This window comes from Limnochorda sp. LNt, assembly GCF_035593265.1.
Taxonomy (GTDB): Bacteria; Bacillota; Limnochordia; order Limnochordales; family Geochordaceae; genus Geochorda; species Geochorda subterranea.
On sequence record NZ_CP141614.1, the window covers coordinates 1,820,004 to 1,845,875 of the forward strand.

General features: G+C 73.8%; 25 protein-coding genes. 6 read left to right on the forward strand and 19 right to left on the reverse strand.

Annotated features, from left to right (window positions below; all coding sequences use genetic code 11):
* Positions 1-21: 21 nt before the first annotated feature.
* On the reverse strand, positions 22-498 hold the full coding sequence (locus VLY81_RS08705; protein WP_324667776.1) for a flavin reductase family protein: 477 nt from the start codon (positions 496-498) through the stop codon (positions 22-24).
* Between the two features lie 92 nt (positions 499-590).
* Between VLY81_RS08705 and VLY81_RS08710 the strand changes: the two genes are divergently transcribed.
* Positions 591-887, forward strand: coding sequence for a late competence development ComFB family protein (locus VLY81_RS08710; protein WP_324667777.1), 297 nt, complete (start codon positions 591-593; stop codon positions 885-887).
* 17 nt (positions 888-904) lie between these two features.
* Here VLY81_RS08710 and VLY81_RS08715 read toward each other — a convergent pair whose 3' ends face one another.
* Together VLY81_RS08715 and VLY81_RS08720 are read right to left on the reverse strand one after the other, a co-directional pair.
* Positions 905-1,915 (reverse strand): DMT family transporter, encoded by a 1,011-nt coding sequence (locus tag VLY81_RS08715; protein ID WP_324667778.1) that lies wholly within the window; start codon positions 1,913-1,915, stop codon positions 905-907.
* Positions 1,897-2,991: a DUF763 domain-containing protein gene (locus tag VLY81_RS08720; protein WP_324667779.1), complete on the reverse strand. Its 1,095-nt coding sequence runs from the start codon at positions 2,989-2,991 to the stop codon at positions 1,897-1,899. The genes VLY81_RS08715 and VLY81_RS08720 overlap by 19 nt, the downstream gene beginning before the upstream one ends.
* A 60-nt stretch (positions 2,992-3,051) precedes the next feature.
* On the opposite strand from VLY81_RS08720, the gene VLY81_RS08725 reads away from it, so the two are divergent.
* A complete protein-coding gene (locus tag VLY81_RS08725) occupies positions 3,052-3,792 on the forward strand; it encodes a uracil-DNA glycosylase (protein WP_324667780.1) in 741 nt (246 codons plus the stop codon).
* Here the strand turns inward: VLY81_RS08725 and VLY81_RS08730 are convergent.
* Both VLY81_RS08730 and VLY81_RS08735 read right to left on the reverse strand, forming a co-directional pair.
* The gene (locus tag VLY81_RS08730; RefSeq protein WP_324667781.1) at positions 3,752-4,798 is read right to left on the reverse strand and encodes a hypothetical protein; all 1,047 of its coding nucleotides are present in this window, start codon (positions 4,796-4,798) and stop codon (positions 3,752-3,754) included. The two genes, VLY81_RS08725 and VLY81_RS08730, sit on opposite strands and share 41 nt — an antisense overlap.
* Before the next feature lie 49 nt (positions 4,799-4,847).
* Positions 4,848-5,756, reverse strand: coding sequence for a histidinol-phosphatase (locus VLY81_RS08735; protein WP_324667782.1), 909 nt, complete (start codon positions 5,754-5,756; stop codon positions 4,848-4,850).
* Between the two features lie 107 nt (positions 5,757-5,863).
* Between VLY81_RS08735 and VLY81_RS08740 the strand changes: the two genes are divergently transcribed.
* Positions 5,864-6,289: a DUF8459 domain-containing protein gene (locus VLY81_RS08740; RefSeq protein WP_324667783.1), complete on the forward strand. Its 426-nt coding sequence runs from the start codon at positions 5,864-5,866 to the stop codon at positions 6,287-6,289.
* Positions 6,290-6,359: 70 nt separating this feature from the next.
* Here VLY81_RS08740 and VLY81_RS08745 read toward each other — a convergent pair whose 3' ends face one another.
* The 6 genes from VLY81_RS08745 to hrcA form a co-directional block, all read right to left on the reverse strand.
* Positions 6,360-7,169 carry an RsmE family RNA methyltransferase gene (locus VLY81_RS08745; RefSeq protein WP_324667784.1) on the reverse strand — a complete coding sequence of 270 codons (810 nt, stop codon included), beginning with the start codon at positions 7,167-7,169 and terminating at the stop codon, positions 6,360-6,362.
* Positions 7,166-8,161, reverse strand: coding sequence for a 50S ribosomal protein L11 methyltransferase (locus tag VLY81_RS08750; protein WP_324667785.1), 996 nt, complete (start codon positions 8,159-8,161; stop codon positions 7,166-7,168). Before VLY81_RS08750 ends, VLY81_RS08745 begins: the two co-directional genes overlap by 4 nt.
* Positions 8,162-8,167: 6 nt before the next feature.
* Entirely contained in the window at positions 8,168-9,349 is a 1,182-nt protein-coding gene (gene dnaJ / locus VLY81_RS08755; protein WP_324667786.1) for a molecular chaperone DnaJ, read from the reverse strand.
* 32 nt (positions 9,350-9,381) lie between these two features.
* Positions 9,382-11,259 (reverse strand): molecular chaperone DnaK, encoded by a 1,878-nt coding sequence (gene dnaK, locus VLY81_RS08760; protein ID WP_324667787.1) that lies wholly within the window; start codon positions 11,257-11,259, stop codon positions 9,382-9,384.
* Positions 11,252-11,827: a nucleotide exchange factor GrpE gene (locus tag VLY81_RS08765; RefSeq protein WP_324667788.1), complete on the reverse strand. Its 576-nt coding sequence runs from the start codon at positions 11,825-11,827 to the stop codon at positions 11,252-11,254. Before VLY81_RS08765 ends, dnaK begins: the two co-directional genes overlap by 8 nt.
* A gap of 175 nt (positions 11,828-12,002) precedes the next feature.
* Positions 12,003-13,034 carry a heat-inducible transcriptional repressor HrcA gene (gene hrcA, locus VLY81_RS08770; RefSeq protein ID WP_324667789.1) on the reverse strand — a complete coding sequence of 344 codons (1,032 nt, stop codon included), beginning with the start codon at positions 13,032-13,034 and terminating at the stop codon, positions 12,003-12,005.
* A 181-nt stretch (positions 13,035-13,215) separates the two neighbouring features.
* Here hrcA and VLY81_RS08775 point away from each other — a divergent pair, with 181 nt between their 5' ends.
* On the forward strand, positions 13,216-13,701 hold the full coding sequence (locus VLY81_RS08775) for a hypothetical protein (RefSeq protein ID WP_324667790.1): 486 nt from the start codon (positions 13,216-13,218) through the stop codon (positions 13,699-13,701).
* On the opposite strand, the gene hemW is transcribed toward VLY81_RS08775, so the two are convergent.
* Together hemW and lepA are read right to left on the reverse strand one after the other, a co-directional pair.
* Entirely contained in the window at positions 13,664-14,938 is a 1,275-nt protein-coding gene (gene hemW, locus VLY81_RS08780) for a radical SAM family heme chaperone HemW (RefSeq protein WP_324667791.1), read from the reverse strand. The genes VLY81_RS08775 and hemW overlap by 38 nt on opposite strands.
* Positions 14,939-14,951: 13 nt before the next feature.
* Positions 14,952-16,748 carry a translation elongation factor 4 gene (gene lepA, locus VLY81_RS08785; protein ID WP_324667792.1) on the reverse strand — a complete coding sequence of 599 codons (1,797 nt, stop codon included), beginning with the start codon at positions 16,746-16,748 and terminating at the stop codon, positions 14,952-14,954.
* A 149-nt stretch (positions 16,749-16,897) separates the two neighbouring features.
* Between lepA and murJ the strand changes: the two genes are divergently transcribed.
* Entirely contained in the window at positions 16,898-18,514 is a 1,617-nt protein-coding gene (murJ, locus tag VLY81_RS08790; RefSeq protein ID WP_324667793.1) for a murein biosynthesis integral membrane protein MurJ, read from the forward strand.
* Here the strand turns inward: murJ and spoIIP are convergent.
* From spoIIP to gpr, 3 genes are all read right to left on the reverse strand, one after another.
* Complete coding sequence (spoIIP, locus tag VLY81_RS08795) at positions 18,511-19,668, reverse strand: stage II sporulation protein P (protein WP_324667794.1); 1,158 nt, start codon at positions 19,666-19,668, stop codon at positions 18,511-18,513. The genes murJ and spoIIP overlap by 4 nt on opposite strands.
* A 23-nt stretch (positions 19,669-19,691) precedes the next feature.
* A complete protein-coding gene (locus VLY81_RS08800) occupies positions 19,692-20,066 on the reverse strand; it encodes a hypothetical protein (RefSeq protein ID WP_324667795.1) in 375 nt (124 codons plus the stop codon).
* A 76-nt stretch (positions 20,067-20,142) separates the two neighbouring features.
* The gene (gene gpr / locus VLY81_RS08805) at positions 20,143-21,393 is read right to left on the reverse strand and encodes a GPR endopeptidase (RefSeq protein WP_324667796.1); all 1,251 of its coding nucleotides are present in this window, start codon (positions 21,391-21,393) and stop codon (positions 20,143-20,145) included.
* A 112-nt stretch (positions 21,394-21,505) separates the two neighbouring features.
* Here gpr and rpsT point away from each other — a divergent pair, with 112 nt between their 5' ends.
* Positions 21,506-21,811, forward strand: coding sequence for a 30S ribosomal protein S20 (gene rpsT / locus VLY81_RS08810; RefSeq protein WP_324667797.1), 306 nt, complete (start codon positions 21,506-21,508; stop codon positions 21,809-21,811).
* Between the two features lie 46 nt (positions 21,812-21,857).
* On the opposite strand, the gene VLY81_RS08815 is transcribed toward rpsT, so the two are convergent.
* From VLY81_RS08815 to VLY81_RS08825, 3 genes are all read right to left on the reverse strand, one after another.
* Positions 21,858-22,928: a DNA polymerase III subunit delta gene (locus tag VLY81_RS08815; RefSeq protein ID WP_324667798.1), complete on the reverse strand. Its 1,071-nt coding sequence runs from the start codon at positions 22,926-22,928 to the stop codon at positions 21,858-21,860.
* A 43-nt stretch (positions 22,929-22,971) separates the two neighbouring features.
* Complete coding sequence (locus tag VLY81_RS08820) at positions 22,972-24,705, reverse strand: ComEC/Rec2 family competence protein (protein WP_324667799.1); 1,734 nt, start codon at positions 24,703-24,705, stop codon at positions 22,972-22,974.
* Positions 24,706-25,236: 531 nt separating this feature from the next.
* Positions 25,237-25,806: a ComEA family DNA-binding protein gene (locus VLY81_RS08825; protein WP_324667800.1), complete on the reverse strand. Its 570-nt coding sequence runs from the start codon at positions 25,804-25,806 to the stop codon at positions 25,237-25,239.
* Positions 25,807-25,872 lie beyond the last annotated feature (66 nt).

The window sequence follows — 25,872 nt, forward strand, 5'->3', positions numbered from 1 at the left end:
TGGCGGGCCCGGGGCTCGTCCTCAACCGGGTGCCAGGCGGGCGTAACGCCCCCCGAAGAAGATGAGGGGCGCTTGCGACTCGCCCACGGCAGCGTGCTCGACTTGCGCGACGAAGATGGAGTGGTCGCCGCCAGGGAAGACGTCGACGACCCGGCACTCCAGGTGCGCCAGCGCACCGGCGATGAGGGGCACGCCCGTCACCCCGGGCACGACCTCGAGGCTGCCCGGGGCCAGCGCGGCGCGCTGGCCGGCGAAGAACTCGGAGATCGCCTGCTGGTCCGCCCCCAGCACGCTGACACCGAAGCGGCCCGCCTGCAGGATGCGCCCGTGGGTCACGCGGCGGCGGTCCACGCAGACCAGGATCAGCGGGGGCCGCAACGAGACCGACGTGAAGGAGTTGGCGGTCATGCCGTGCGGCTGCTCGACCGTGCCCGTGGTGAGCACCGTCACCCCCGTCGCGAACCGCCCCGCGACGCGGCGAAAGTGAAGCGGCTCCACCCGCCCCCCTCCTCTCGTCGCATGATATGGATGCCCGGCAGGATCGGGTCGGCTCTCGCTCGAAGCCTGGCCGCGCAGGAGGCGGTCGTGCCATGCCATCCGAGGGCCAGCGGCCGCGTCTGTCCAACCGCGTGGAGCAGGCCGTCCTGAGGCTGCTCGACCAGGCGCTGGCCTACCATCCCGATGCCTGCCGCTGTCCCCGCTGTCGCCGCGACGTGGTGGCCCTCGCCCTGCGCCGTCTGCCGGCTCGCTACGCCGGCAGCGCCACCGGGGAGGTGCTCATCGACGTGGAGCTGCAGCGGGTCCAGGTGCAGGCCGAGCTGCTGGGGGCCCTCGACCAGGCCATCCGTGTCGTCAAGGCGCGCCCCCATCATGACCGGCCGGCGTGAGGAGGTGGCCGCCCGATTCACGGGCACCCCTCGCCCGAGCGCGGCGCCACCCTGCGCGCCGCCCACGGCCCCGTCTGGGCCACCTCCGCCCACACGGTCCCGACCAGGATGGCCAGGCCGCCCGCCAACACCCGCGGCCCCAAGCGCTCGCCGGCCAGCAACGCGCCCGACAGGGCCGCGAAGATGGGCTCGGTAGCGAAGATGAGGGCGGCATGGGTCGCCGGGGTGTGCCGCTGCGCCCAGACCTGCAGCACCAGCAGCAGGCCGCTCACCACGGGTCCCGTCAGCAGCAGGGTGCCGGCCACGCCGAGGTCCATCCCCTCGAGCCCCCAGCCGTCCAGGGTGGCTGCCAGCCCGCTCACCAGCGCCACGGCCACCACCTGCCAGAGCGTGTACGGCAGCATGGGGAGGCGCCCGGCGTGGGCCACCACCGTCACGTGGGCGCCGAAGGCCAGCGCGCAGCCCAGCACCAGCCAGTCGCCGCGGCGCACCGAGATCTCCGCCGGCTCCACGAACATGACGGCCATGCCCATGACGGCCAGCGCCACGCCCATCAGGGCCGCCCCCGGCTGCCGGCGTCCGTACAGCAGCCGGTCCAGCACCGGCACCAGCGCCACCGAGAGCCCCGTGATGAAGCCGGCCTTGCCCGGTGTCGTGTACTGCAGCCCCAGGGTCTGCAGCGCGTAGCCCGCGAAGAGCAGGAGGCCCGTCCCGAGGCCCGGCAGCAGGGCCGGGCGCAAGCCGTCGAGGCCCTCGCGCCCGGTGACGGCCAGCGTGCCCCCCAACGTCAGGGCCGCCAGGCCAAAGCGCAATGCCAGGAAGGAGAAGACGGGGATCTGGGCGACGGCGTCCTTGACCGCCACGAACGTGAAGCCCCACGTCATCGTGATGAGCAGCAGGGTCACGTCGGCCACGAGGCGCGACGGGCGCGACGGCGCGGCCAGGGCGGCTCGAGTCGGCTGCAGCGTGACAGGTCCCTCCCGATGGGGGCGCCGAGCGCCCGGCCGGCTCAGGGCGCCTCGCCCCATCGCTCCATCTCGGCCAGCCGGCGCAGCGAGTCCAGTCTCTCCCGCCGCCCGAGGCGGGCGAGCCGCACCGCCCGCCGCCAGACGGCGATGGTCCGGTCGTACAGCTCCCGGTCGACGGGGAAGGGGATGCCGTCCTTGCCGCCGTGGGCGAAGGCGTAGCGGACGGGATCCCGGTAGCTGGGCCGTGCCCCGTAGACCACCTCGGCCACCATGGCCAGGGCCCGGATGGTGCGCGGCCCCACGCCCGGCGTCGCCAGCACCTGCTCGAAGCCGGTGGGGGCCGCCCGGTAGAGCGCGTCGAGGGCCCGCTCCAGCTGGGGCGTGTCGGCGATGGCATGCCCGGCCGGCATCGCCAGGTGGCGCGTCTGGAGCCGGCCCAGCTCCCGCCGCCACCACCCGACGTCACGCGAGGCCAGCTCCACCGAGGCCGCACGAGCCGCCGCACTCTCAGCGGCGACCAGGTTGAGCACCCCGCTCCGCTGCCGCACGCCCAGCACCGCGGCGTGGGGCTCCTCGGTGAAGGCGCGCACCGTCTCCGACAGCCAGTGATAGCGCCTGGCCCAGCCCGTCCGCTCGTTCATGCCCTGCTGCACCACGCACCAGCGGCCCGAGGCGGTGAAGAAGAACGTGTGATGGTAGAGGGTGTGGCCATCCTGGACGGCGGCGCTGTCGACCTTGGCGGCCATGCGGCTGGCATAGGCCAGCGAGGCCGCGTCCAGCGCCAGGCTGGCCTCCTCCACGTGGCGGGCGATCTCGTGGGGCGTGCGGCGCGAGGTGCCGCCCTTGCCGCCGCAGACGAAGAGGCCCAGCCGCCCCATGTGGCCCTGGAGCCCCTCCTTGAGCGCACCGCAGACCACCGTCGTGACCCCGGAGGAGTGCCAGTCGTAGCCCAGGACGCTGCCCAACGACTGAAACCAGAACGGATCGGCCAGTCGGCGCAGCACCTCGTCGGGCCCCCACTCCTCCACCATCGCCTCGACCATGGCGGCCCCCAGCCGCTTCATGCGGTCGAAGAGCCAGGGAGGGCACCGACCCCCGTGCAGGGGCAGCGAGGCCGTCCCGGTGCGGCCGGCCAACTCGTCTCACCCCGACCTTCGCTGGGATTATACTCCCGCGGGGGTGGATGCGGCGTGTCGATGGCCGCCACACAACCGGACCCATGGGACGAGCTGGTGAGCCGGATCGTCCAGTGCGAGCGATGCCCCCGGCTCGTGGCGTACCGCAGGCGGATCGCCTCGGAGAGGCGGCGGGCCTTCGCCGACTGGGAGTACTGGGGCCGGCCGGTCCCGGGCTTCGGCGACCGGCAGGGGCGGCTGCTCATCCTGGGCCTGGCCCCGGCCGCTCACGGCGCCAACCGCACCGGCCGCATGTTCACCGGCGACAGCTCCGGCGACTTCCTGATGGGGGCGCTGTGGCGGGCGGGCTTCGCCAACCAGCCCCGCTCGGAGCGCCGTGACGACGGGCTGCGCCTCGTGGACGCCTTCGTCTCGGCGCCGGTGCGCTGCGCCCCGCCCGACAACAGGCCGCTGCGCGAGGAGTTCGAGCGCTGCTTCGCCTACCTGCAGGCCGAGTGGGCCCTGCTGACGCGGGTGCAGGTGGTGCTGGCCCTGGGCCGCATCGCCTTCGGGACGGCCAAGCGCTTGGTGGCGCCTCGCCTCGATGACGAGGCACGGCGGGCCCTCCAAGCGGCCCCATTCCGCCACGGCGCGGTGGTGCCGCTGGGGCGCCTGACCCTGGTGGCCAGCTACCACCCGAGCCGCCAAAACACCCAGACCGGCCGGCTCACGCCGGCCATGATGGACGCCGTGCTGCAGGAGGTGCGGCGGCTGCTGGACGCTACGGAGCCGGCCGCAGCCGCGCCCCCAGGCGCACCGTAGGCCCGCCGGAGACGGCCGCAAACAGCTCCAGCTCGCCGATGGCACGGCTGGCGATGCCCGCTGCCACCCCTGTCCCGGCGGCCGTCTGGGCACCGTGAGAGAAGGAGAGATCCGGCGCCGCCACCGCGGCGTCCGCGAAGAGGGCGATGTGCCCCGTCGCGTCGGGCCACCACCGCAACAGCTCCGGCAGCTGCGGCCACGCGAACCGGCGCTCCACGCTCAGCCCGATGGCGGCGCGCCCTGGCGGCTGGCCGCCAGCGGGCGCGGCACCTCGCACGAAGAACTCGGCGGGCCATCCGCCCGCCCGGAAACCGAGCCGCCCCGGCTCGTCGGCAGCCGGGTAGTCGTCGCCCGGCACCAGGGCTCCCTCGGGAGGCCAGGCCAGCCCCACTCTCGCCTCGATGCGGAAGGAACCGGCCTCGAACGGGACGCTGCCCGTCACCGCTCCGAAGAGCGGGCGGGCCTGCCGGGAGCCGGGCGAGCCGCTGCCGACGACGGCCTCCACCGACGGCCGTACCAGGAGCTCGGGCGCTAGATCCCGGGCGGTGTCGACCCGGCCCACCAGCGCCCGCACCGGCGCGGCCCCGGCGCGGCGGGCCCATACGTCGGCCACTACCGCCCCCAGGCGCCAGGACCACGCCCCCTCCTCGAGCTGGCGCCACGACACCATCAGCCCCGTGGTGCCGTCCCATCCCGGTACCCAGCTGGTCGGCCAGTGCACGACGCGCATGTCCACCTGACCGTTGGGGCTCACCGGGATGGTGAGGCCCATGCGACCCCGTACCCCGGCCCGGGCCCCGCCCTGGGGATCGGTGGGGTCGGGCAGCTCGTAGCCGAGCCCCAGGTAGCCCACCCACGCCTCGTCGAGCAGCCAGCCCTCGGCCCCGAAGACGGCGCCGTTGACGTCCAGGATGGGCACCACCTGCAGCTCGTACCCCTGTGCCCGCGCCGGGGACGCCGCCAGCGTCGCCGCCATCAGCCACCCGATGACGAGAGTCGCCCGCACGCCCCGGCCCCTCGCTCTGCCGACCTCCGACACCTGCACCGCCGTCCCTTCAGAGGCTCCGATGCTCCCGGAGACGTCCCCGCCAGTGGATCACCCGCCGGACGCCCGCTCGCCGCATCCACTCCCGGGCTCGCTCGAACCCGTGTCCCACCTCGCTCGGGTCGTGGGCGTCGGAGCCGAGGTGCACGTCGAGCCCGGCCTCCACCATGCGACGCAGCAGCTCCTCGGCGGGGTAGATCTCCCCCACGGGCTTGCGCAGTCCTGCCGTGTTGACCTCGACGGCGATCCCCCGCGAGGCCGCTTCTCGTAAGAAATCCTCGAAGGCCGCCTGCGGAAAGTGCCGGGGGCGGTGCCCGAATTTCTTGGGGAGGTCGGGGTGCGCCAGCACGTCGAACAGCCCGCTGGCCGCGGCTTGCCGCATCAACCGCCAGTAGCGCTCCCACAGCGCCTCGCCGTCGGCCTGCGGCCACGTGATGGAGGCCGAGCAGTCGATGCACGCCCCGTCGACGAAGTGCACGGAGCCGATGACGTAGTCCCAGGGGATCCCCTCCAGGGCCCGAGCGATCGCGGCCTCCTGCCCCGGCAGGTAGTCCACCTCGATGCCGAGCCGCACCGCAAGCCCCTGCTCGCGGGCGGCGAGCACCGCGTCGGCGTAGCGCCGCAGGGGCTCGCGAAACTCCGCGGAGAGCCACCGGCGCACCTCGGGGTGCTGAGGGCGTCCCTCCCCGAAGAGCTCCTCCATCACCGGGCGGAACTCGGCGAATCGGTGCGCGTGCTCGCTGATGCCGATCTCGGCCACACCCGCCCGGCGGGCCGCCTCTGCGTAGAGCCGCACCCGCTCGGGCGTGTAGGGGCAGGGATCGGTGACGTCGTCCCCCTCCAGGTGCATGTGGTAGTCGGGCAGCATCGCTCGTCCATCCCCCGGGGCATCGTAGGCGCCGACCCCGGCCCCGGTCAAGGCGGCCCGGAAGGAGTCCGCCTCATCGTGCAGAACGTGGAAGCGAGGGAGGGGAAGCCGACTTGGCCAGGGAGACAGCGATGACGACCGGCAGGCATCGGCGGACGTTGGCGACGTGGAGCCTTGCCGTGGCCCTGGCGCTCTCGACGGCCATCACAGCCCTGGCCGCCGGCGCGCCAGCCGGGGCCGGCTATGCGACGGTGGAGCTCTCGGGGGTGGTCATCCTCCGGGTCCGCGACGCGGGCGGGTGGCCGTCCGTCTACGCCCGGGCCGACGAGGTCTACAAGCGGCTCAACGAGGCCATCAACGCCTACCAGGACCGGCTCACGCCGGAGCTGGTCCGCGTCGGGCAGGTGGGCACGACGCCGGCCCTCTTCATCGGCGAGCATCTGCTGGTGACCGTCGACGAGACCAGCGCCCGCCTCAACGGCACCACGCCCGAGACGCTGGCGCGCGTCTGGGCCGCCAACCTCAAGGCAGCCCTGTCCCGCTTCGTGCAGGCCCGGCAGGGGCCGGCCAGCTCCGATCTCTGAGGGTGGGCGACGGGGCCCGCTGTCGCGGGCCCCGTTCGTCTCTTGCGTCCCGATCGTGCTCGCCTGCTCCTCATCCGGGGTCGCCGACGTCGAGCGGCCCCGGCGGCCGATCCAGGTCGCCCCACCACGCCTGGAGCAGGGCGAGTGCGAGCCATCCTGCCGTCTCGGTGCGAAGGATCCGGGGGCCGAGCGACACGACCTCGAAGCCGCACCCGATGGCGGCGTCGGTCTCCTCCTCGCTCCATCCCCCCTCGGGCCCGATGGCGACCACCGCCCCCGAGACGCCCTGCGGCGACCGCTCTCGGAGCCAGCGGGTGAGCGGCAGCCGGGCCTTCTCCCCGGCCAGGAGTCGCAGCCATCCCCCCTCGAGGAGCCCGGCCCGGTCCAGAGCCTCGCGCCACGGCACCGGGGGCCGCACCACGGGGACGACGGAGCGACCGGCCTGACGGGCGGCGGTCTCCACCACTCGCCGCCACCGCATCACCCGCTGGCCCCCCGCATCGGGCCTCGCGACGCAACGGTGCGTCACGACCGGCCAGATCTCGTGGACGCCCAGTTCGGTGGCCTTCTCCAGCGCCAGCTCCATCCGCCCGCTCTTGGCCACAGCCTGCAGCAGCACGAGCCGCAGCCCGGCCTCCGGCGACGCCGCCCGGTCGGGGCTCCTCCCCTCGAGCCGCACCACCACCCGGCCAGGCTCCACGGCGTGGATGCAGCCCTCGACGCTGTGGCCCTGCCCGTCGAAGAGCTCGATGGCCTGCCCCGGCCGTGCCCGCATGACACGGCGCAACCGGCGCGCCTCGGCACCGTCCACCACCACGGTCGCCGTCTCCATCCCGGCCGCCAGCCGTTGCGGCTCGACCCGGGCCCGCAACCGGCTCACGAGGCCACCTCCACGGGACGGCGCGCCGAGACCCAGGCCCACCCGGCCCAGACCCCTCGCTCCTCCGGCACCAGGCCCCGTGCGGCCAGCGCCGCCTCCACGTCGGGCGCCTTCTCCTCGACGATGCCGGCGCCCACCAGCCAGCCGCCCGGTCTCACCAGGCGTGCCAGCGGCTCCGCCAGCTCCACCAGCGTCTCCGCGACGAGGTTGGCCAGCACCAGGGCCGCACCCTCGGTCCCCGCCTCACGAGCCGCCTGCTCCACCGAGCCGACCCGCAGCACCAGCGATCGCACGCCGTTGAGGCGGGCGTTGGCCCGGGCGACACGCACGGCCTCGGGGTCCCGGTCCACTGCCACGATGCGCTCGGCCCCCAGGCGCCAGGCCGCGATGGCCAGCACGCCGCTGCCCGTGCCGATGTCGACCACCGGCCCTGCCGGCGGATTGCCCCGCATGGCCAGCTCCAGCGCCCACAGGGCCTGCTGAGTGCTGGGATGGTGCCCGGTGCCGAAGGCCATGCCGGGGGGGATGACGAGCGGCAGCAAGCCGTATGGCCCGGGCGATGGCCGCCCGGCCCGGTCCCCGCTGCGGCGTCGCGCCGGGCGGCCCGAGACCCGGATGCCCGCCACCCTGACCGGGCGTAGCGTCCGGCTCCAGGCCTCCCGCCACGCGCGGGGGTCCACCGTCACCGGCTCGACGACGATCGGGCCCGGCGCGGCCCCCTCTTTCGTACCGGCGGGTCTGACCGACGCCCGCCATGCCCGGAGGGCACCTCGCAGGCCTCGGGCTGCCGCCGCGGCCGCGGCGCGCGTCGAGAAGTAGGCGCGCAGGCGCGCGACGCCCTGCCCGGTGCCATCGTCGTTCCGCCGCTCCTCCAGCTCGATGCCGGCGCTGCCGTCTCGGGCCAGCAACCACCCCGCCAGGTCGGCCTCGGCCGGTGAGAGATGGGCGGTGACGGTCCACCACCGCGAGGCGGGACGACGCCGGACGCCCATGGCCCCTCAGCGCCGATGCCAGCGCCCGAAGACGCCCGAGCGGGACGAGCGGTGACCCTCTCGGGGCCCGGCGCTCTCGGAATCCGACGTGCCCTCGGCCGAACCCAGGGCCTCGCGCAGCAACGTCTTCTGGCGCTCGGAGAGGCGCGTCGGCGTCACCACCCGGAAGGTGACGATCTGGTCCCCGCGGCCGCCCGAGGGCCGGGCGATGCCCTTGCCGGGGATCCGGTAGGTGTCGCCTGTCTGGGTGCCCTCCCGCACCGGCACCCGAGCCTCGCCGTCCAGCGTGGGGACCCGCACCTCGCCCCCCAGCGCGGCCTCCAGCAGGCCCACCGGCACCTCGCAGTGGACGTCGAAGCCATGGCGCCGGAAGACCGGGTGCGGCTTGACCGTGACGAAGACGTAGAGATCGCCCGGCGGCCCGCCGTCCTGCCCCATGTCGCCCATGCCGACGACCCGTACCCGCATGCCGTCCTCGACACCGGGCGGCACCTTGACGCTCACCCGCCGGCGCTGCCGCACCCGTCCCTCGCCGCCGCACGCGCGGCACCGCACCGGGATCTCCACGCCCCGGCCCCCGCAGCGCGGGCATGTCCTCACCTGCACGAAGCGCCCCAGGAAGGTCTCGCTCACCTGCTGGACCTGCCCGGCGCCGCCACAGACGCTGCAGCGCTGCGGAGGATGGCCGGGCTCGGCGCGAGAGCCGTTGCAGCGGGGACAGACCTCCATTCGCGGGACCTCGATCGGCACCTCGACGCCGAAGGCCGCCTGCTCGAACGTGAGCTCCAGATCGTAGCGCAGGTCATCGCCTCGCGCCGGCACGTGGCCGCTCCCGCCCCGGCCGGCCCCGCCGGTGAAGAGGTCGAAGAGGTCGCCGAAGAGGTCGCCGAGGTCGCCGAAGCCCCCGGGCCACGGCCCTGCGGCGCCGGGCCCGCTCCCGTCGCCGCCCGGTGCCGCCTGCCCGTCGAAGACGTGACCGAAGCGGTCGTATTGCGCCCGCTTCTCGGGATCGCTCAGGACCTGGTAGGCCTCGGCAATCTCCTTGAACTTCTCGGCCGCATCGGGATCCTCTTTGTTGACGTCGGGGTGGTAGCGGCGCGCCAGCTCGCGAAACGCCCGCTTGATCTCGTCGGGGCTCGCGTCGCGGCGGACCCCCAGCACCTCGTAGTAGTCACGCTTGGCCGCCATGGCGTGCCCTCACCCCGTCCGGCGGGGCGACGTCACCCGCTGGTCCCGCCCGGCCCCGGGTTGTCGACCCGAAACTCGGCGTCCACGACCCGCTCGCCCGAGGACCGGCCGTCGGTCGAGGCGCCACCGGGCGTCCCGTCGGTGCCGGGTGCCTGGTTGCCGCCGGTGGCGGCATAGACCGCGGTGGTCACCTCGTGCAGGGCCTTGCTCAGCTCCTCCATCCGGTCCTTGATGAGCCGGGCGTCGTTGGACTCCATGGCCTGGCGCAGCTGGGTGCGGGCCTGCTCCACGCGCTCCTTCTGCTGGGCGGTCACCTTGTCGCCCATCTCCTTGAGCATCCTCTCGGCCGAGTAGAGCAGGTTGTCGGCCTGGTTGCGCGCCTCGGCCAGCTCCTTGCGCTTGCGGTCCTCCTCGGCGTGCCGCTCGGCCTCCTGCACCATCCGCTGGATCTCCTCTTCGGAGAGCCGGGTGGAGCGCACCGTGATGGCCTGCGAGCGGCCGGTGCCCAGGTCCTTGGCCGAGACGTTGACGATGCCGTCGGCGTCGATGTCGAAGCTGACCTCGATCTTGGGCACGCCCCGGGGTGCCGGCGGGATGCCCGTCAGGGTGAAGCGGCCCAGGGAGACGTTGTCGGCTGCCATGGGACGCTCGCCCTGCAGCACGTGGATCTCCACCGAGGTCTGGTTGTCGGCGGCGGTGGTGAAGACCTCCTTCTTGCTGGTGGGGATGGGCGTGTTGCGCGGGATCAGGACCGTCATGACGCCGCCCAGCGTCTCCACCCCCAGGGAGAGCGGCGTCACGTCCACCAGGACGATGCCCCGCATCTCGCCGCCCAGCACCGCTGCCTGGATGGCCGCGCCGACGGCCACGGCCTCGTCCGGGTTGACGCCCTTGCTGGGCTCCTTGCCGAAGATCTGGCGGATCTTGTCCTGCACCGCCGGGATGCGGGTCGAGCCGCCCACCAGCAGGATGCGATCCACCTGCGAAGGGCTCAGCCTGGCGTCCTCCAGCGCCCGCATGACGGGCCCCACCGTCGCCTCGACGAGATCGGCCGTCAGCTGGTTGAAGAGCGCCCGCGTCAGGGTGCGCTCCAGGTGCACCGGGCCGGTGGGTCCGGCCGCGATGAACGGCAGGCTGATGGTGGTCTCCAGCAGGGTCGACAGCTCGATCTTGGCCTTCTCGGCTGCCTCCTTGAGCCGCTGCAGCGCCGTGCGGTCCGAGGAGACGTCCACCCCGGACTCGCGCTTGAGCTCGTCGATGAGCCAGCGCACGATGCGCTCGTCGAAGTCGTCGCCGCCCAGCCGGTTGTTGCCGGAGGTGGCGCGCACCTCGAAGACGCCCCCGCCGATCTCCAGCACCGAGACGTCGAAGGTGCCGCCGCCCAGGTCGAAGACGACGACCTTGAGGTCCTCCTTCTCCTTGTCGATGCCGTAGGCCAGGGCGGCCGCCGTGGGCTCGTTGATGACGCGTAGCACCTCGAGCCCCGCGATGGTGCCGGCGTCCTTGGTGGCCTGCCGCTGCGCGTCGGTGAAGTAAGCTGGGCAGGTGATGACGGCCTTGCGGATGGGCGTGCCCAGGTAGGCCTCGGCGTCCTGCTTCATCTTCTGCAGGATCATGGCCGAGATCTCCTGGGGCGTGTAGCTCTTACCGTCGATGGCGACCCGGTGGTCGGTGCCCATCTTGCGCTTGATGGAGAGCACCGTGCGCTCCGGATTCAAGACGGCCTGCCGCTTGGCGGCCTGGCCCACCAGGCGCTGGCCGTCCCTGGTCCATGCCACCGCCGACGGCGTCAGGCGGCTCCCCTCCGCGTTGGGGATGACGGTCACCTCGCCGCCTTCCATCACCGCAATGACCGAGTTGGTCGTACCGAGGTCGATGCCCACGATCCGCTCGGTGCCCTTGTCACTCATCTGCGATCCCTTCCTGGCCATCGGGTATGGTCTGAGACGGAGCCTCCGGTGGCGTCGGAGTCGGCTCGTCGCCGGCGCGCCGGTAGACCCCAACCTTCACCATGGCCGGGCGCACCACCCGGCCCCGTCGGGTGAAACCGCGCCGCAGCTCCTCCAGCACGCGCCCGTCCTGGGACGGGTCCTCCACCTCCACGGCCTCCACGGCCTGATGGAGAGCCGGGTCGAAGGCAGCGCCCCTGGCCGCCATCGCCTCGATGCCCGCCCGCTCCAGGGCCGAGAGGAGCTTCTGTTGGACCATTCTAATCCCCGTGGCCACCGATGACCACGCCGGATCCTCGGGCACCGCCGACAGGGCGCGCTCCAGGTCGTCGACCACCCCCAGCAGGGGCTCGGTCATGCGCTCGATGGCCTCGTCGGCCATCCGCTCCGCGTCGGCCCGGCTGCGACGGCGCAGGAGCTCGAAGTCGACCATCAGGCGCTGCACCTGGGCTTCGAGCGCCCGGGTCCGCTCCAGGGCCGCGGCGAGCGCGGCCTCGGCGGCCTGAGGCGACGCCCCGTCCCGGCTCACGTCCTGGGCCGCGTCGGGGTCTCCCGCGGGCTCCTGCTCGGTGGCCTCGGGCTCGTCGCGTGCCTCCTCGCTCTCGTGAGGCTGCTGCTCGTGCAGAGTCGTTACCCCCTTCGAAGACGATGGCCTGCCGGCCTCCGCCGCAGGCCATCGTCGAGACGCGATGGTCCGTGTCGGGTCACTCGTCGCCCGGCAGACGCTCCAGGGTCTCGCTGAGCATGTCGGCCATGGCCTGGACCGCGGCCACGGTGAAGCGATAATCCATCCGCGTCGGACCGATGAGCCCGATGACGCCCACCGGGCGGTCGCCCGGCCCGTACGGCGCCAGGACCACGCTACAGCGCTGCAGCTCGGCGACGGGCTGCTCGCGGCCGATGACGACCGCGACGTCGCCCACCTCGCCGCCCATCATCAGGGTGACCAGTGTCTCGGGCTCCTGCAGGCGGTCCAGCACCTGGCGCGTCCGGTCCACGTCCCTAAACTCGGGCTGCTCCAACAAGAACGGCATCCCGTCCAGGTAGGCCTGCTCGCCCTCCTGGCCCTGCCCCAAGAGATCCAAGAGCGGCGTCAGGGCCATCTCCCGCACCCGGCGCGAGGGCACCTCGTCGCTGAGCTGCTCGAGCAGGGTACGGTCCAGCTCCCGTGCCGAGACCCCGGCCAGGGCCTGCGTCAGGATGGCGGAGAGGCGCTGCAGCAGCTCCCCCTGGTCGGCCGCGTCGGCCCACTGCAGCAGGCGGTTGTAGACGAAGCCCGCGTCCGCCACCACCACCAGCAGCACGTGCCCCCGATCGACGGGGGTGAACTGCACGTGGCGCACCGTCAGCCGCCTGAGCGACGGCTTGAGCACCAACGTGGCGTAGCGGGTGCTGCGGCTCAGGGCACGGCCCGCCCGGTAGATGACCTGGTCCGGGTCGGGCGTCGCCGCCAGCTCCCGCCGCATCTCGTCGCGAGCCTGGGGCGGGAGGTCGGGGCGCGGCATCAGCTCGTCGACGTAGAAGCGATACCCCCGGTCGGCTGGGATGCGACCCGCCGAGACGTGGGGCTGCTCCAGGTAGCCCTGCTCCTCCAGGTCCGCCATCTCGTTGCGGATGGTGGCGGGGCTGACGCCCGGCAGGTACTTGCGCGCGACGGTGCGCGAGCCCACCGGCTCCGCCGTGTGGACGTAATCGTCGATGATGGCCTGGAGTATGCGCCGCTTACGATCCTCCATCCCGCATCCCCAAACCTGCCGCCGTTTAGCACTCGAGAGCTTGGAGTGCTAAACCCGTCCTTCAGGTTACCAGCGAGAGGCCGTCATGTCAAGAAAACGCGGCCCCGTGCGATACCTTTATGCAGGTATCGCCCCCGAGGGAGCGACACTGCCATCCGGCAAGGGGAAGGGAAGGATGCGGGTGACCGTACACCAGACGATGTCGAGGCGACGGACGACGCGAGGGGTCGCGGCCACCGCCGCGCTCTTGCTGGCCCTGGTCGCCATGAGTGCGCCGGCGTCGGCCGAGCCTCGTCGTGTCCTGGGCTTTCACTTCTTCGCCGATGCTGTCGGCTTCGACATCGAGCGGGAGAGCTCGGGCGGCGGCTCGTGGCTGGCCGGCCTCAGCCTGGCACCCGTCGGCTTCTACGGCGGGATTCGCCAGTACGAGTCGGGAGCCGCCGACGACCGGACCTTCTGGACCGTCTATGCCACCGTGCAGTCGGGTGGCGGGCGCTTCAGCGACGAGCTGGTGCCGGGCCTGTGGGCCTCCGCCGGCTACGAGGTTCGGCTGGATCGCTCGGCCAGGGGTACGGGGGAGATCGGCTTCGGCCTGGTGGGGACCGACCGGGGGCTCGCCCCGCGGGTCTTCATCGGGCTGGCGCTGGGATGGCGGCTGCAGTCGTAGGCCGCGGGACCGTGGCGGTGATGGTGGCCACGATGGCGTCGGCCACCATCATCCCCCGGTCCGTCAGGCGGATCCGGTCGCCCTTGCGCTCCAGCAGCCCCGCCGCCTCCAGCTCGTCCCACACCGCCCCGCCGAAGGCCTGCTCGGGAGACAGCCCGAAGTCGGCGGCGAAGCGCCGCCGGTCCAGCCCCTCCTCCAGCCGCAGCGCCAGCATCAGCCGCTCCTCCATGCGCTGGCGGACCGTCAGACGCTCGGCGAAGGCCACCGTCGCCCCGGGACCATGAGCCCAGGCGACGGCTGCCCGGGCGTAGTCGCCGGGATCCCTCACCGTGGCGAAGCGCACACCCTCCCAGAAGGAGTGGGCCCCGGGCCCCAGGCCCAGGTACTCCTCGTGCCGCCAGTAGAGCAGGTTGTGGGCCGACTCGTAGCCGGGACGGGCGAAGTTGGAGACCTCGTAGCGCCGCCAGCCTCCTCGTCGCAGCCGCTCCACCACCCGGCGGTACATGGCCGCTTGCAGCCGCTCCCCCGGCAGGCGCAGGCGCCCCTCGGACCACTGCTCGAAGAAGGGGGTGCCGGGCTCCAGGGTCAGGCAGTAGGCCGAGACGTGCTGGGGCTCCAGGGCCAGGAGCGCGTCGAGGGTGCGCATGAGCGACGCCAGGTGCTGGCCGGGGAGGGCGAACATGACGTCGACGCTGATGTTGGCGATGCCGTGGGCCCGACACAGCCGCACGCTGCGCTCGACCTGGGCCGGGCTCTGCCAGCGGCCCAGGCGCCGCAGCTCCAGCGGGTCCATGCTCTGGGCTCCCAGGCTGACCCGCCGGACCCCGCCCTCCACCAGCGCCTCCAGGCGGGCGGGCGTCAGGGTCCCCGGGTTGGCCTCGACCGTCACCTCGTCCAGGGCGTCGAGGGGCAGGAGCCGGCGCAAACCGCCGAGCAGCCGGCGGATCTGGGCGGGCGTCAGCAGGGTGGGGGTGCCGCCCCCGAGATAGAGGGTGCGAAAGCCGCCCTCCCGAGCGCCGCTGAGCCGGGCCCATCCCTCTGCCTCCCGCAGGATGGCGTCGACCACCCCGCCCGCCTGCTCACGGCTGCGCAGCACGTAGGCGTTGAAGTCGCAATAGGGGCACCGATAGGGGCAGTAGGGCAGGTGGACATAGAGCCCCTTGGGCCAGCGGCGGGCCTGTCGGGCGGCCTCGACGGCCGCCTCGACCGGGTCGGCGCCGGACTGGGGCGGCTTCATGATAGGGCCTCCCTCAATCGATGCGCAGCACCGCCATGAAGGCCTCCTGAGGCACCTCTACGACCCCCAGCTGCTTCATGCGGCGCTTGCCCTCCCGCTGCCGCTCCAGGAGTTTGCGCTTGCGCGTCACGTCGCCGCCGTAGCACTTGGCCAGCACGTCCTTGCGCAGCGCCCGCAGCGTCTCGCGCGCGATGACGCGGCTGCCGATGGCCGCCTGGATGGGCACCTCGAAGAGCTGGCGGGGGATGAGCTCCTTCAGCCTCTCCACCAGCCGACGCCCTCGGTGGTAGGCCTTGTCGCGGTGCACGATGCAGGAGAGGGCGTCCACCGGACGGCCGTTGATGAGCACGTCCAGCTTGACCAGGTCGCCCTCCCGGTGCTCGATGTAGCGGTAGTCGAGGGAGGCGTAGCCCCGGGTGACCGACTTGAGGCGGTCGTAGAAGTCCAGCAGGATCTCGGCCAGGGGCAGGTCGTAAGTGACGACGGCCCGGCTCGGCACGGGGTACTCCATCCCGACGAACTGGCCGCGCCGCTCCTGGCACAGCTCCATGACGGGCCCCACGTAGTCGCCCGGCGTCACGATGGTGGCCCGTACGTAGGGCTCCAGCACCGCCTCGATGCTGCCGGGGTCCGGCCACTCCGCCGGGTTGTGCACCGTCGCCTCGCGCCCGCCGCGCAGCTTGACCCGGTAGGCGACGCTGGGAGCGGTCGTCACCAGCTCCAGGTCGAACTCCCGCTCCAGCCGCTCCTGCACGATGTCCATGTGCAAGAGCCCCAGGAAGCCGCAACGAAAGCCGAAGCCCAGGGCGGCCGAGCTCTCGGGCTCGAAGGAGAGCGCGGCGTCGTTGAGCCGCAGCCGCTCCAACGAGTCGCGCAACCGGGGGTACTCCTCGGAGTCGACGGGGTAAAGACCGGAGAAGACCATGGGCAGCGGCGGGCGATAGCCCGGCAGGGGCTCGGCGGCGGGCCGCGCCGCGGAGGTGACGGTGTCGCCCACGCGGGCATGGCGGATCTCCTTGATGCCGGCCGTGATGGCGCCCACCTGACCCGCGTCGAGCCGATCGACGGGCACCAGCGCGGGTCGGAAGACCCACAGCCCGTCGGTCTCGTACTCCTGTCCGCTGCTCATGAGCCGGATGCGGTCCCCGACCTGGATCTGGCCGTCCACCACCCGCACGTAGGCGACCACGCCGCGGTAGCTGTCGAAGTGGGAGTCGAAGATGAGCGCCCGCAGCGGCCCTGCCGAGTCGCCCCGGGGCGGCGGGATCTGCCGGACGATGGCCTCCAGCACCTCGTCGACGCCCTGACCGGTCTTGGCCGAGATGCGCAGGGCCGAGGCGGCCTCGAGGCCCAGCGTCTCCTCGATCTCCTGCGCCACCTCGTCGGGCCGGGCGTTGGGGAGGTCGATCTTGTTGATGACGGGCACGATCTCCAGGCCGTGGTCCAGGGCGAGCAGGAAGTTGGCCAGGGTCTGGGCCTCGACGCCCTGGCTGGCGTCCACCACCAGGAGCGCGCCCTCGCAGGCTGCCAGGCTACGGGAGACCTCGTAGGAGAAGTCGACGTGGCCGGGCGTGTCGATGAGGTTGAGCAGGTAGCGCGAGCCGTCACGGGCCGTGTACTCCATGGTGACGGCGGTCAGCTTAATGGTGATGCCGCGCTCGCGCTCGAGCTCCATCTGGTCCAGCACCTGGTCCACCATCTGGCGCGAGCTGAGCGTGCCGGTGCGCTCCAGCAGGCGGTCGGCCAGCGTCGACTTGCCGTGGTCGACGTGGGCGATGATGCAGAAGTTGCGGATGCGTGACGCGTCCACCGTGCGAACTCCCGGGCTTCGGTGTGGGTCCAGCGCCAGTGATTATAGCATGGCCCCGCCCATCGCCGGCAGGAAGCCCTCTCGGGGGCATCGAAGGCCCCCCAGCGCGGCGAGCCCGGGCTACGTCAGCGAGAGGATGCGACCCGTCGTTGTCCGATCCGGCCAAGTCGTCGGCCCCACGCACGGCCTCCCTGGCGCGCGACGCCACCCTGACCATGTCCCTCATCCTGCTGAGCCGTCTCCTGGGCTTCGTGCGGGAGCGGGCCGTGGCCGAGGTCTTCGGGCGCACCGCCGAGACCGACGCCTTCAAGGCCGCCTTCAACATCCCGGACCTGATGTACTTCCTGCTGGTGGGCGGGGCCATCACCGCCGCGTTCATCCCCGTCTTCACCGGCTACCTGGCGCGGGGCCAGGAGGCCGAGGGTTGGCGGGTGGCGAGCACCTTCGTCAACGGCACGGTAGCCGCCCTGGTGGTGCTGACGCTGGCCGGCATGGCCTTCGCGCCCCAGCTGGCACCCCTGGTCGCCTACGCCTTCACGGGACGCCAGCGTCAGCTCCTCGTGGAGCTGATGCGGTGGATGTTCCCGGCCGTCTTCTTCACGGCCCTGGCCGGCCTCGGCATCGGCATCCTCAACAGCTACCGCCGCTTCTCCCTGCCGCTGGTGGGCCCCATCGTCTACAACGCGGCCATCATCGCCAGCGCCTACCTGCTCGGGCCCCACATGGGCATCCGGGGCATGGCCGTCGGCACCGTCGTGGGCGCGGCGCTCAACGCCACGTTCCAGTGGCTGCAGGTGGCGCGCTGGCACTGGCGCTGGCAGCCGGTGCTGGACCTGGGCCACGAGGGCGTACGCCGGCTCTACCGCATCATGGCGCCGGCCCTGTTCGGGCTCTCCATCACCCAGCTCTCCCTCATCGTCAGCACGAGCCTGGCCTCCACCCTGCCCGAAGGGGCCATCACGGCCCTGGGGCTGGCCAACCGGGTCATGCAGTTTCCGCTGGGCATCTTCGCCATGGGGGTCTCCACCGTCACGTATCCGGCCATGGCCGCGCACGCGGCGTTGGGGGAGATGCAGCGCTTCGGCGCGATGGTGACGGCCTCGCTGCGGGGCGTCCTCTTCTTCACCGTGCCGTCGGCGGTGGGACTGGGCGTCCTGGCCGAGCCGGTGGTGCGGGTGCTGTTCGAGGCGGGGCAGTTCTCGTGGCAGGACAGCCGCGCCACGGCCGAGGCCCTGCGCTACTACGCCGGGGCCCTGGTCTTCCAGAGCGCCATCCAGATCCTGACCCGGGCCTTCTACTCCCAGCAGGACACCCGGACCCCCGTGCGGGTGTCGGCCATGGCCCTGGCGCTCAACGCGGCCCTGAGCCTGGCCTTCCTGCGATGGACCGCCCTGGAGCACGGCGGGCTGGCGCTGGCCTTCACGCTGGTGAGCCTGGCCAACGTGTCGGTCTACCTGGCCGTGCTGCACCGGCAGCACGCCGCCATCGACCTCGGCGGCCTGGCCCGTTACCTGGGCAAGGTCGCCGCGGCGTCCGCGGCGGTGGGCGCCGCGGCCCACCTGGCGGCGTCGTGGGCCAGCGCCGTGGTCGGCACCGAGACCCCGGGCGCCCGCACCGTGGTGTTGATGGCGGGCGTCGTGGCGGGTGGCGGGATCTACGCGGGCCTCACCCGGGCCATGGCCCTCGACGAGGCGGTGCTGGCCTCCCGGGCCGTGCAGCGTGCCGCGACCCGGCTGTGGCGGATGGCCGTGCGGCTTCGCCCCTAACCCCACGTCCCTCGGGGCACGGGGTGGCGCAGCAGCATGGCGGCGATGGCCTGGGCCAGGAGCCTGGCGGTGCGCACCGCGGCCTCCTCCCGGCTGCGGTAGGAGCCCACCTCGATGAGCAGCGCGCCCGGGTGCACCTGCTGGTTGTAGCGCCGCCCCGGCTGGGCGATGATGCGCCGCAAGAGCCCCGGGAAGCGGGCGTCCAGTTCCTCGGCCAACAGGCGTGCCACCGTCATGTTGTCGGCGCCCTCCCGCCCTCCTTGGCCCGTGCCGACCACGATGGCGAGGCGCGCGACCTCCTCCCCGTCGACGGAGGTGACGAGGGTGCCCCCCTCCTGCGGGGCGTCCCGGTGCAGGTCGATGAGCAGGCGCAGCGAGGGGTACCGGGCCACCACCGAGCGGGCCGTCTCCAGCGAGCGGGCGTAGGCGGCGTTGAAGTCCGGCGTGTCGTGGAGGGTGGTCACGTGGATGGCCGGGATGCCGTACTCGTTGAGCGCCCGCACCAGTTCGGCACCGACCCGCAGCACCCCCGTCTCCCGGCTGCCGAACCGGTGGTAGGCCTGGGGGTCGTCGGGATCGTCACGGCCCGTCCGGTACATCTCCGAGGCGTGCGTGTGGTAGACCGCCACCCAGATGCCTCGCAGCGAGGCGGCGGTGGACGGCCGTGCCGGTACCTCTCGAGGAGGTGCGCCGGCGTTCGATGATGAGGCGGACGCCAGCGCCGGTCGCACCGGCAGCCCGTCGGGTACGATGGCGCCGTCCGCGCCGAACGCGACGGCGTCGGAGGGGGCGCGCGGCTCCTGCCCGGGAGCCTCGACGGGAGCGACGGCCCGGGTGGCCCTTGCGACGAGCCACCGTCCCCAGGCTTGCAGCCGCTCCCGGGGCGCGGGCACCGACCCCGGCGCCGGTGCCTCCGAGGGGGCCACCGCCGGGCCGGCCAGCCACTCGATCACGATCACCCACCCCGGCGCTCGAGCCGGGGGCGGCAGCACGGACGGCCCCGCCACGAAGCCGGCGAGGGCCGCGACCAGCAGGGCCGCTCGCCACCAAAGGCTCGTCCCGCCGGGGAGCATGAAGACGACGCGCCGGCCTCCCCAGGGCACCCCGCTCTCCCCCTCCGGCAGGGCACGGTATGCCCCCGGCGACCGGCTCATGCCGGCCCGTCACCCGGCGGCGCCTACGCCCGGGTGCGAGTCGACAGCTCCAACAACCACAGCAGCTGGTCGTAGAGTCGCGACAGCTCGACGAGGCTGTGGTAGGAGAAGCGCACGATGACGAGGACGCCCGCGGCGCCCGGGCCGGCCAGGAAGCGGTAGGAGGGATGGGCCTCGAGCAGGCTCAACAGGCGGCCGAGCCGCTCCTCGGGGCCGGGCCCGGCACGCCGCCGGGACGACGGACGGTGGGACGGCAGGCGGATCCGCACCACCGCCGTGCCCCCGCCCTGGGCCGACGGGAGAGCATGCACCTGCGGCGGCCCTTCCAGCTCGAGCGCCCTGACGGGACGCCGGCGGCGGCCGCCCTCCAACGGGTGCGACGGCCTACCCCGCAGCACGTGAGCCCCCTCTTCGCCGACTCCATCTTCGGCTCGCGGCAGGGGGACTCCTCCGCCTCCCACCAGGTCCGGCTGGCTACTGGATGTAGCGGAGCACCTCGTCCAGGTCCAGCCCGGGGTGCAGGGCGGCGTTGACGGCGCCTGCCAGCAGATCCGCGGCGTCGTCGATGAGCACGTCGATCTCCTTGGGGGTGACGATGAGCGAGTCCATCCACGCCGCGGCCGCCGCCACCCCCTGTCCGTCGGCACCCGCCATGGGTGTGGCTTGGGCGTGTGCATCCCTCAACAGCGGCGGGAAGGCTTGCGGGCGAACCGGTACGGCCTCGTCTCCCCCACCGTCGGCACCCGCCCCCCGCCCGTCGAGCGCCCCCTGCGCCAGCCGCAGGGCATGGATGACGGTCGGCACGCCCATGGCGATGACGGGGATGCCCAGCTCCTGACGGTTGAGGGCCCGGCGCACGTTGCCGACGCCCGCCCCCGGCTGGATGCCGGCGTCGGTCAGCTGCACCGTGGCACACAGCCGCTGGGGCGAGCCGGCGGCCAGGGCGTCCACGCAGATGAGGGCGGCCGGCTGGACCTGGCGCACCACGGCGGAGACGATCTCGCTGGTCTCGATACCGGTCAAACCCAGCACCCCCGGCGAGATGGCAGCCACCGGGCGCAGCGAGCCGCGCTTCTCGGGCGGGAGCAGCGCGTGGAGGTGGCGGGTCACCAGGAGCTGCCCCACCACTCTCGGCCCCAGGCTGTCGGGCGTGGCGTTCCAGTTGCCCAGCCCGGCCACCAGCACCGCCGACTCCTCGCCGACGCCCTGCTCCCGCAGCAGGGCCTGCAGCTCCTCGGTCACCAGGCGCAGGACCTCCTCCCGGGCCTCCTGCGAGCGGTCCCGCAGCCCCGCGGACTCCACGGTGGTGTAGGTGCCGGGCGCCTTGCCCAGGGCCCTGGCCGCCTGCATGTCCCGGATGCGCACCCGGTGCACGGTGGCATGGGTCCCCGCCCGTCGCTCCTGCTGCACGCCGGCGAGGGCGCCTCCCCGACGAGCCTGCGCCCACGCAAACGCCTCGACGGCCAGGTCGGTCCGGGCAGCCCCCGAGCGCTGGCCGGTGCGGCCGGCGGTGGCCCCAGACGCTCGGCGGCCTCGAGCGCCCGGCGGGCATCGAGCGCAGCCGCCCCGGGGGCGGCGTGCCCGCGGGCACGGCGGGCATGGCCGGACGGCTCGCGGGCAGTCGCAGGGCCTGCTGGTCCGGTTGCGAATGAGGCGGCAGCACGGGAGGGCGCTCCTGCATGGCAGGGGACGGCTCCTTTCGACGGTCGATGTCGCACGAGGCACGGGTCCCTAGCATGCCCGCCCGCTCGTTGCCGGGACGTCCGCGGCTGTGGTAGAATCACGGCGTCCGTGCCAAGGTTCCATGGCGCCTGCCACGCCAGAAGGAGGTCGAGGGGTGGCCACCACCCGTTCCGCAGCCAAGCGGCTGCGCCAGTCCATCAAGCGCCATCTCGCCAACCAGGCGGCCAAGTCCGCGATGAAGACGGCCATCCGCAAGTGTCAGCGGGCGGCCCAGCAGGACCTGGCGGAGGCCTGGCGGCTTCTCCCGCTCGCGCAGAAGGCCATCGACAAGGCCGCCAAGCGGGGGGCCATCCACCCCAACCAGGCCGCGCGGCGCAAGTCGCGGCTGGTCGCGTACCTCAAGCGGCTCGAGTCGGCCCGGACGGCCGAGGCCACGCCCGCCCACCCGGCGGCCTCCTGACGCGCATCCGGGCGCTCGCGGTCGCCGAGACGATCCGGCGCCCGCGTCACCGACGGGCATCGAGCCAGGCGCCCATGCGGGCGAAGAGGCGGATCAGGGCCTCGTGCGGGGTCATGCCGCCTCTCTTCGCGTCGTAGTCGGCCTCGGCCGTCCATTGCAGCAGTCGCCACAGCCCCTCGGTGCCCCACCGGCGGGCGCCCTCGGCCCACCGCCGCAGGGCGACCGGCGGCCGGCCCGCGAATCGGGGAGCGAGCTCCCGCCACGCACCGGGGGGCCAGGCGCCGGGAGGGCCCCAGCGAGCCTCCAGGGCCTCGGCCATCTCCCAGGCCTCCATGACCTGCCGGCTGATGTCCCGCCAGATCCAGGCGGGGGGGACCCCCTGTCGCTGCAGCGCCAGCGACAGCGTAAGCGCGCGGGTGACGTCGCCGCCGAGCACCGCCTCGCCCACCTCGAAGCGCCGCGAGTCGGGCGCCCCGCCCGGCACGGCCGCGGCCTCCTCCGCCGACTCCAGCAGGTCCTGCGACACGACGAGCCGCACGGTCGCCTCGTCGAGGGGCTCCCCTGCCAACAGCTCCAGCTTGGCCAGCTCCTGGGGAGCCCGGTCCGGGTGGTGGCGCAGCACCCCCCGCAACCAGGCGGCGGTCGCGGGGGCCAGCCCCAGGTGCTCGACGACCCGGGCGGCGGCGGCCGATGACCCGTCACCGTCCCGGCGGCGGTCGACGACCGTGATCGCGCCGCGATTGCCCGACGCGAGGCCCTGAGCCAGCCGTCCCTCGGGCGAGGCGTCCCAGAGCACCAGCCACTCCTCCCGCAGCGGGTAGCGGGCGAGCGCCTCCAGCAGCGCACGCGCCTCCCCCGCGGGCATCGCCTCCGCGTGGCGCACCAGCACGAGGCGTGGGGTGCCGGTCAGGGTCGGGGTGCCCACGGTCTCCAGGAGGCGAGAAGCCTTCACGTCGTCGCCGAAGAGGACGAGCCGCTCCACCTCTCCCTCGGCCAGCGCCTCGACGAAGGCCTCGCCGTCAGGGGCCGACGGCGCCAGCAAGAGATAAGCCCCCGGCGGGTGCGCACCGGAGGATGCCGTCTCGTCGTGGGTCTCGCCGGTCCTGCGCTTGCGCACGCGAATCCCGTCCCGTGGCGGTCGGTCTTCCATTCTCCCGGCTTCATCGCTGGGTCAGGTGGACCGGGCCGTCGCCGCGGCAGTGGCGGATGCCCGCCGATTCCCACGCCAGGCAGTGGGTGTCGACGTCGAGCAGGACGCTGCCCGCCCCCTCCATCTCCAGGCGAAGGCTGGTCCGTCCTTCGACGCGCAGCCGGATGGAGCTCGCGTGCACCTCGCTGACGGGGTGGTGCGTCGTCGAGCCCAGCACGACGGGACCCTGCTCTCCCACCGCCAGCCAGGCCCGACTCATCGCTGCCTCCTTGGGCGACAGGCCGGGCAGCTCCGCGGAGGTCGTCGAGGATGCGCTCCACAGCGCGACCCGGGCCCGTGCCACCCCCAGACCGCTCAGGGCGGCCGCGGCCTTCTCCAAGGCCTGGCCCAGTTCCTGCCCCGGTCGTGCGTCGATCCAGAGCCAGCCGTCACCTCCCGGCGAACGACCGGCCACCACCCAGCCGGTGCCGACCGGGGCGGCGGTCACGGCGGCCGGACTCTGGCTCGCGCCCGGCAGACCGGCCGCCAGCGCCGCCCCAGCGAGATCGCCGCGACGGCCGGGCCCGTCGCGGCCTGCGCCCGTCGCCCCCGCCGCGCGACGAGCCATGCCAGGCCCGCCACGGCTGGCAGGCTCCACGCCACCGCGCTGACCCGCAGCGCCCCAGCCGCCCTCCAGGTGAGCCCCCGCCAGCGCCAGCGCCCGGAGGGTGCCAGCCGTCCGCTCGGCGACCCACACCGCGGGCCCGGCCAGGGACGATGGCACCAGCGCGGCCGCCAGCGCCGACCACAGGAGCAGCCCGCAGACGGGCCCTGCCCCCACGCTGACCACCGCCCCCAGCAGCGACACCCGGCCGAAGTAGAGGGCGGTCAAGGGCGTGATGGCCGCCCAGGCGGCCAACGACAGCCCCAGCGCCTCGAGCATCCGCCCCGTCACCCTTCGCAGGGCGCGGCGGCGCGCCCGGGCGTCGACCGGGCCCGGCGGCGCTCGGCCCGCTCGGGGCCTGCCCAGGAAGAGCGCGATGGCCAGCGTGGCCAGATAGGACATCTGAAAGCCGGCGTCGGCCCCCAGTCCCGGGCTCGAGAGGAGCATCTGCGCCGCGGCGGCCACTCCCAGGATGGTGGCCAGGGAGGACCGGCGTCCCGCCATCCACAGGGCCATGCCCAGCGACTGCATCAAACCGGCCCGTACCGCCGGAGGGGCCAGCCCGGTCATGCCCGCGTAGGCCCATCCCGTGGCGCAGGCCACGATGGCGGCGCCCAGTCGGGCCACCCAGCGGGAGCGGGGCAGGCGTCGCACGACCGCCACCAGAGGGCCGGCCAGCAGTCCCACGTGCAGCCCCGAGACCGACAGGACGTGACCCAGTCCTGCCTCCCACAGCGCCTGCTCGTCCGCCTCGGCCAGGGCATCGCGGTGCCCCAGCACCACCGCCCTCGCCCAGGCGGCTCCCTGGGGCCCCAGCCTCGTCTCGAGCCGCCGCGCCATGGTCTCGCCCATGGCCGCGACAGCGGCGCGCAGGCGGATGGTCGCAGGCGCACGCGGCGGCTCAGCGGGCACGGCCAGGCGGCTCTCGGATCGCACCTCGACCACCAGGCCCACGCCGCGGGCGCCGAGGTAGCGACGCAGCGAGAAGTCGCCTGGGAAGGCCCCCGTCTCGGGCCGGCGCACCAGGCCTCGGGCCGCCACCCACATGCCCGGCCGCCACGACCGACCCCGGCGGTCGCCGGCCGGCACCGCCACCTCCACGTCGCAGGCAGCGCACGCCAGCCGTCGCCGGGCGGTGCCGCCGATGGGACCTCCGCCAGACGCGCGTCCCGCAGGAGCAGATAGGTGGCGTAACGGGTCACGAGCGGGGGCTCGACCACCCAGCCGCCCACCCACGCCACCCGGCCCGGCTCCAGGGAGGCCAGCGAGCCGGCCTGCCGCTCGAGCCGGCACGCCTCCACCACGCCCCCACCGCCGCGGCCAGGGCGACCAGCGCGGCCAGGCAGCGCCCTCGACGCCGGGCCACCGCCGGGACCGGCGCTCTGAGCCCCCCCGGCCAGGGCTGGTACGGCGGAGGCCAGCCGGGCAGGGCGACCGGAGCCCGCCCGCTCGCAGCCGCCTCCGCCACCTGCGAACGGCGCGCCCGACGCCTCTCACCAGCGCCAGGCCCGCCGCCAGCCCCAGCACGGAGGCCGGTGCGGCAGGCTCCCACCCGCCGAGGGCAGCCGCCGCCATGCCGGCGGCCATCCCCCACGCCACGGCACCGACGCCCACGGCCTGCCGGCGGCTCCCTCACCCGTCCCCGATACAGACGGTCACCAGCGGCCGCAGCCGCTCCAGCGTCTTGGGGCCGATGCCGGTCACCTCGAGCAGGTCGTCGACCAGTCGAAACGGCCCGTGACGCTCACGGAAGGCCACGATGCGCGCGGCCAGCACGGGGCCGATGCCCGGCAGGGCCTCGAGCTGCTCGGCGGTGGCCACGTTGAGGTCGATACGCCCGTGCTCCCCCTCCGGGCAAGCACCGCCGCCCTCCGCGGGAGCCCCCACGGGTGTGGCACCGTCGTCGGCACCGGCCTGCGGACCGCTGCCGGCCTCGGATGCCGCGGCAGATGGCGCCCCGGCCGCCTGTGCCACCCCGTCGATCCCCGCCTCCCGGCCTCCCTGCATCACGGGGCCCGGCACGATGACCACGGGCTCGCCCGCCAGCTCCATGCCGACCCGGATCCCCACGCCGACGAGCGCCACGGAGAGCAGGCAACGGGCCACCCCGCCCGACAGGCTCGCGCGCGCCAGCCTGGCTAACGCCAGGCGCCGCCGCACCCGGCCTGCATCCGGCCACTCGCTGGTATCTGGCACGTCCATCGCCGTCCCTCCGGACTCGCACCGTCCCGAAGGACGACCGTTAGACGTGCTAGCGCCCCACTCCTT

Bases quoted from the DNA above. Each gene is read 5' to 3' on its own strand.
- VLY81_RS08710 (WP_324667777.1), top strand. From the start codon at position 591: ATGCCATCCGAGGGCCAGCGGCCGCGTCTGTCCAACCGCGTGGAGCAG.
- VLY81_RS08715 (WP_324667778.1), bottom strand. From the start codon at position 1,915: ATGGGGCGAGGCGCCCTGAGCCGGCCGGGCGCTCGGCGCCCCCATCGG.
- VLY81_RS08725 (WP_324667780.1), top strand. From the start codon at position 3,052: ATGGCCGCCACACAACCGGACCCATGGGACGAGCTGGTGAGCCGGATC.
- VLY81_RS08750 (WP_324667785.1), bottom strand. From the start codon at position 8,161: ATGGGCGTCCGGCGTCGTCCCGCCTCGCGGTGGTGGACCGTCACCGCC.
- dnaJ (WP_324667786.1), bottom strand. From the start codon at position 9,349: ATGGCGGCCAAGCGTGACTACTACGAGGTGCTGGGGGTCCGCCGCGAC.
- dnaK (WP_324667787.1), bottom strand. From the start codon at position 11,259: ATGAGTGACAAGGGCACCGAGCGGATCGTGGGCATCGACCTCGGTACG.
- hrcA (WP_324667789.1), bottom strand. From the start codon at position 13,034: ATGGAGGATCGTAAGCGGCGCATACTCCAGGCCATCATCGACGATTAC.
- hemW (WP_324667791.1), bottom strand. From the start codon at position 14,938: ATGAAGCCGCCCCAGTCCGGCGCCGACCCGGTCGAGGCGGCCGTCGAG.
- spoIIP (WP_324667794.1), bottom strand. From the start codon at position 19,668: ATGAGCCGGTCGCCGGGGGCATACCGTGCCCTGCCGGAGGGGGAGAGC.
- VLY81_RS08825 (WP_324667800.1), bottom strand. From the start codon at position 25,806: ATGGACGTGCCAGATACCAGCGAGTGGCCGGATGCAGGCCGGGTGCGG.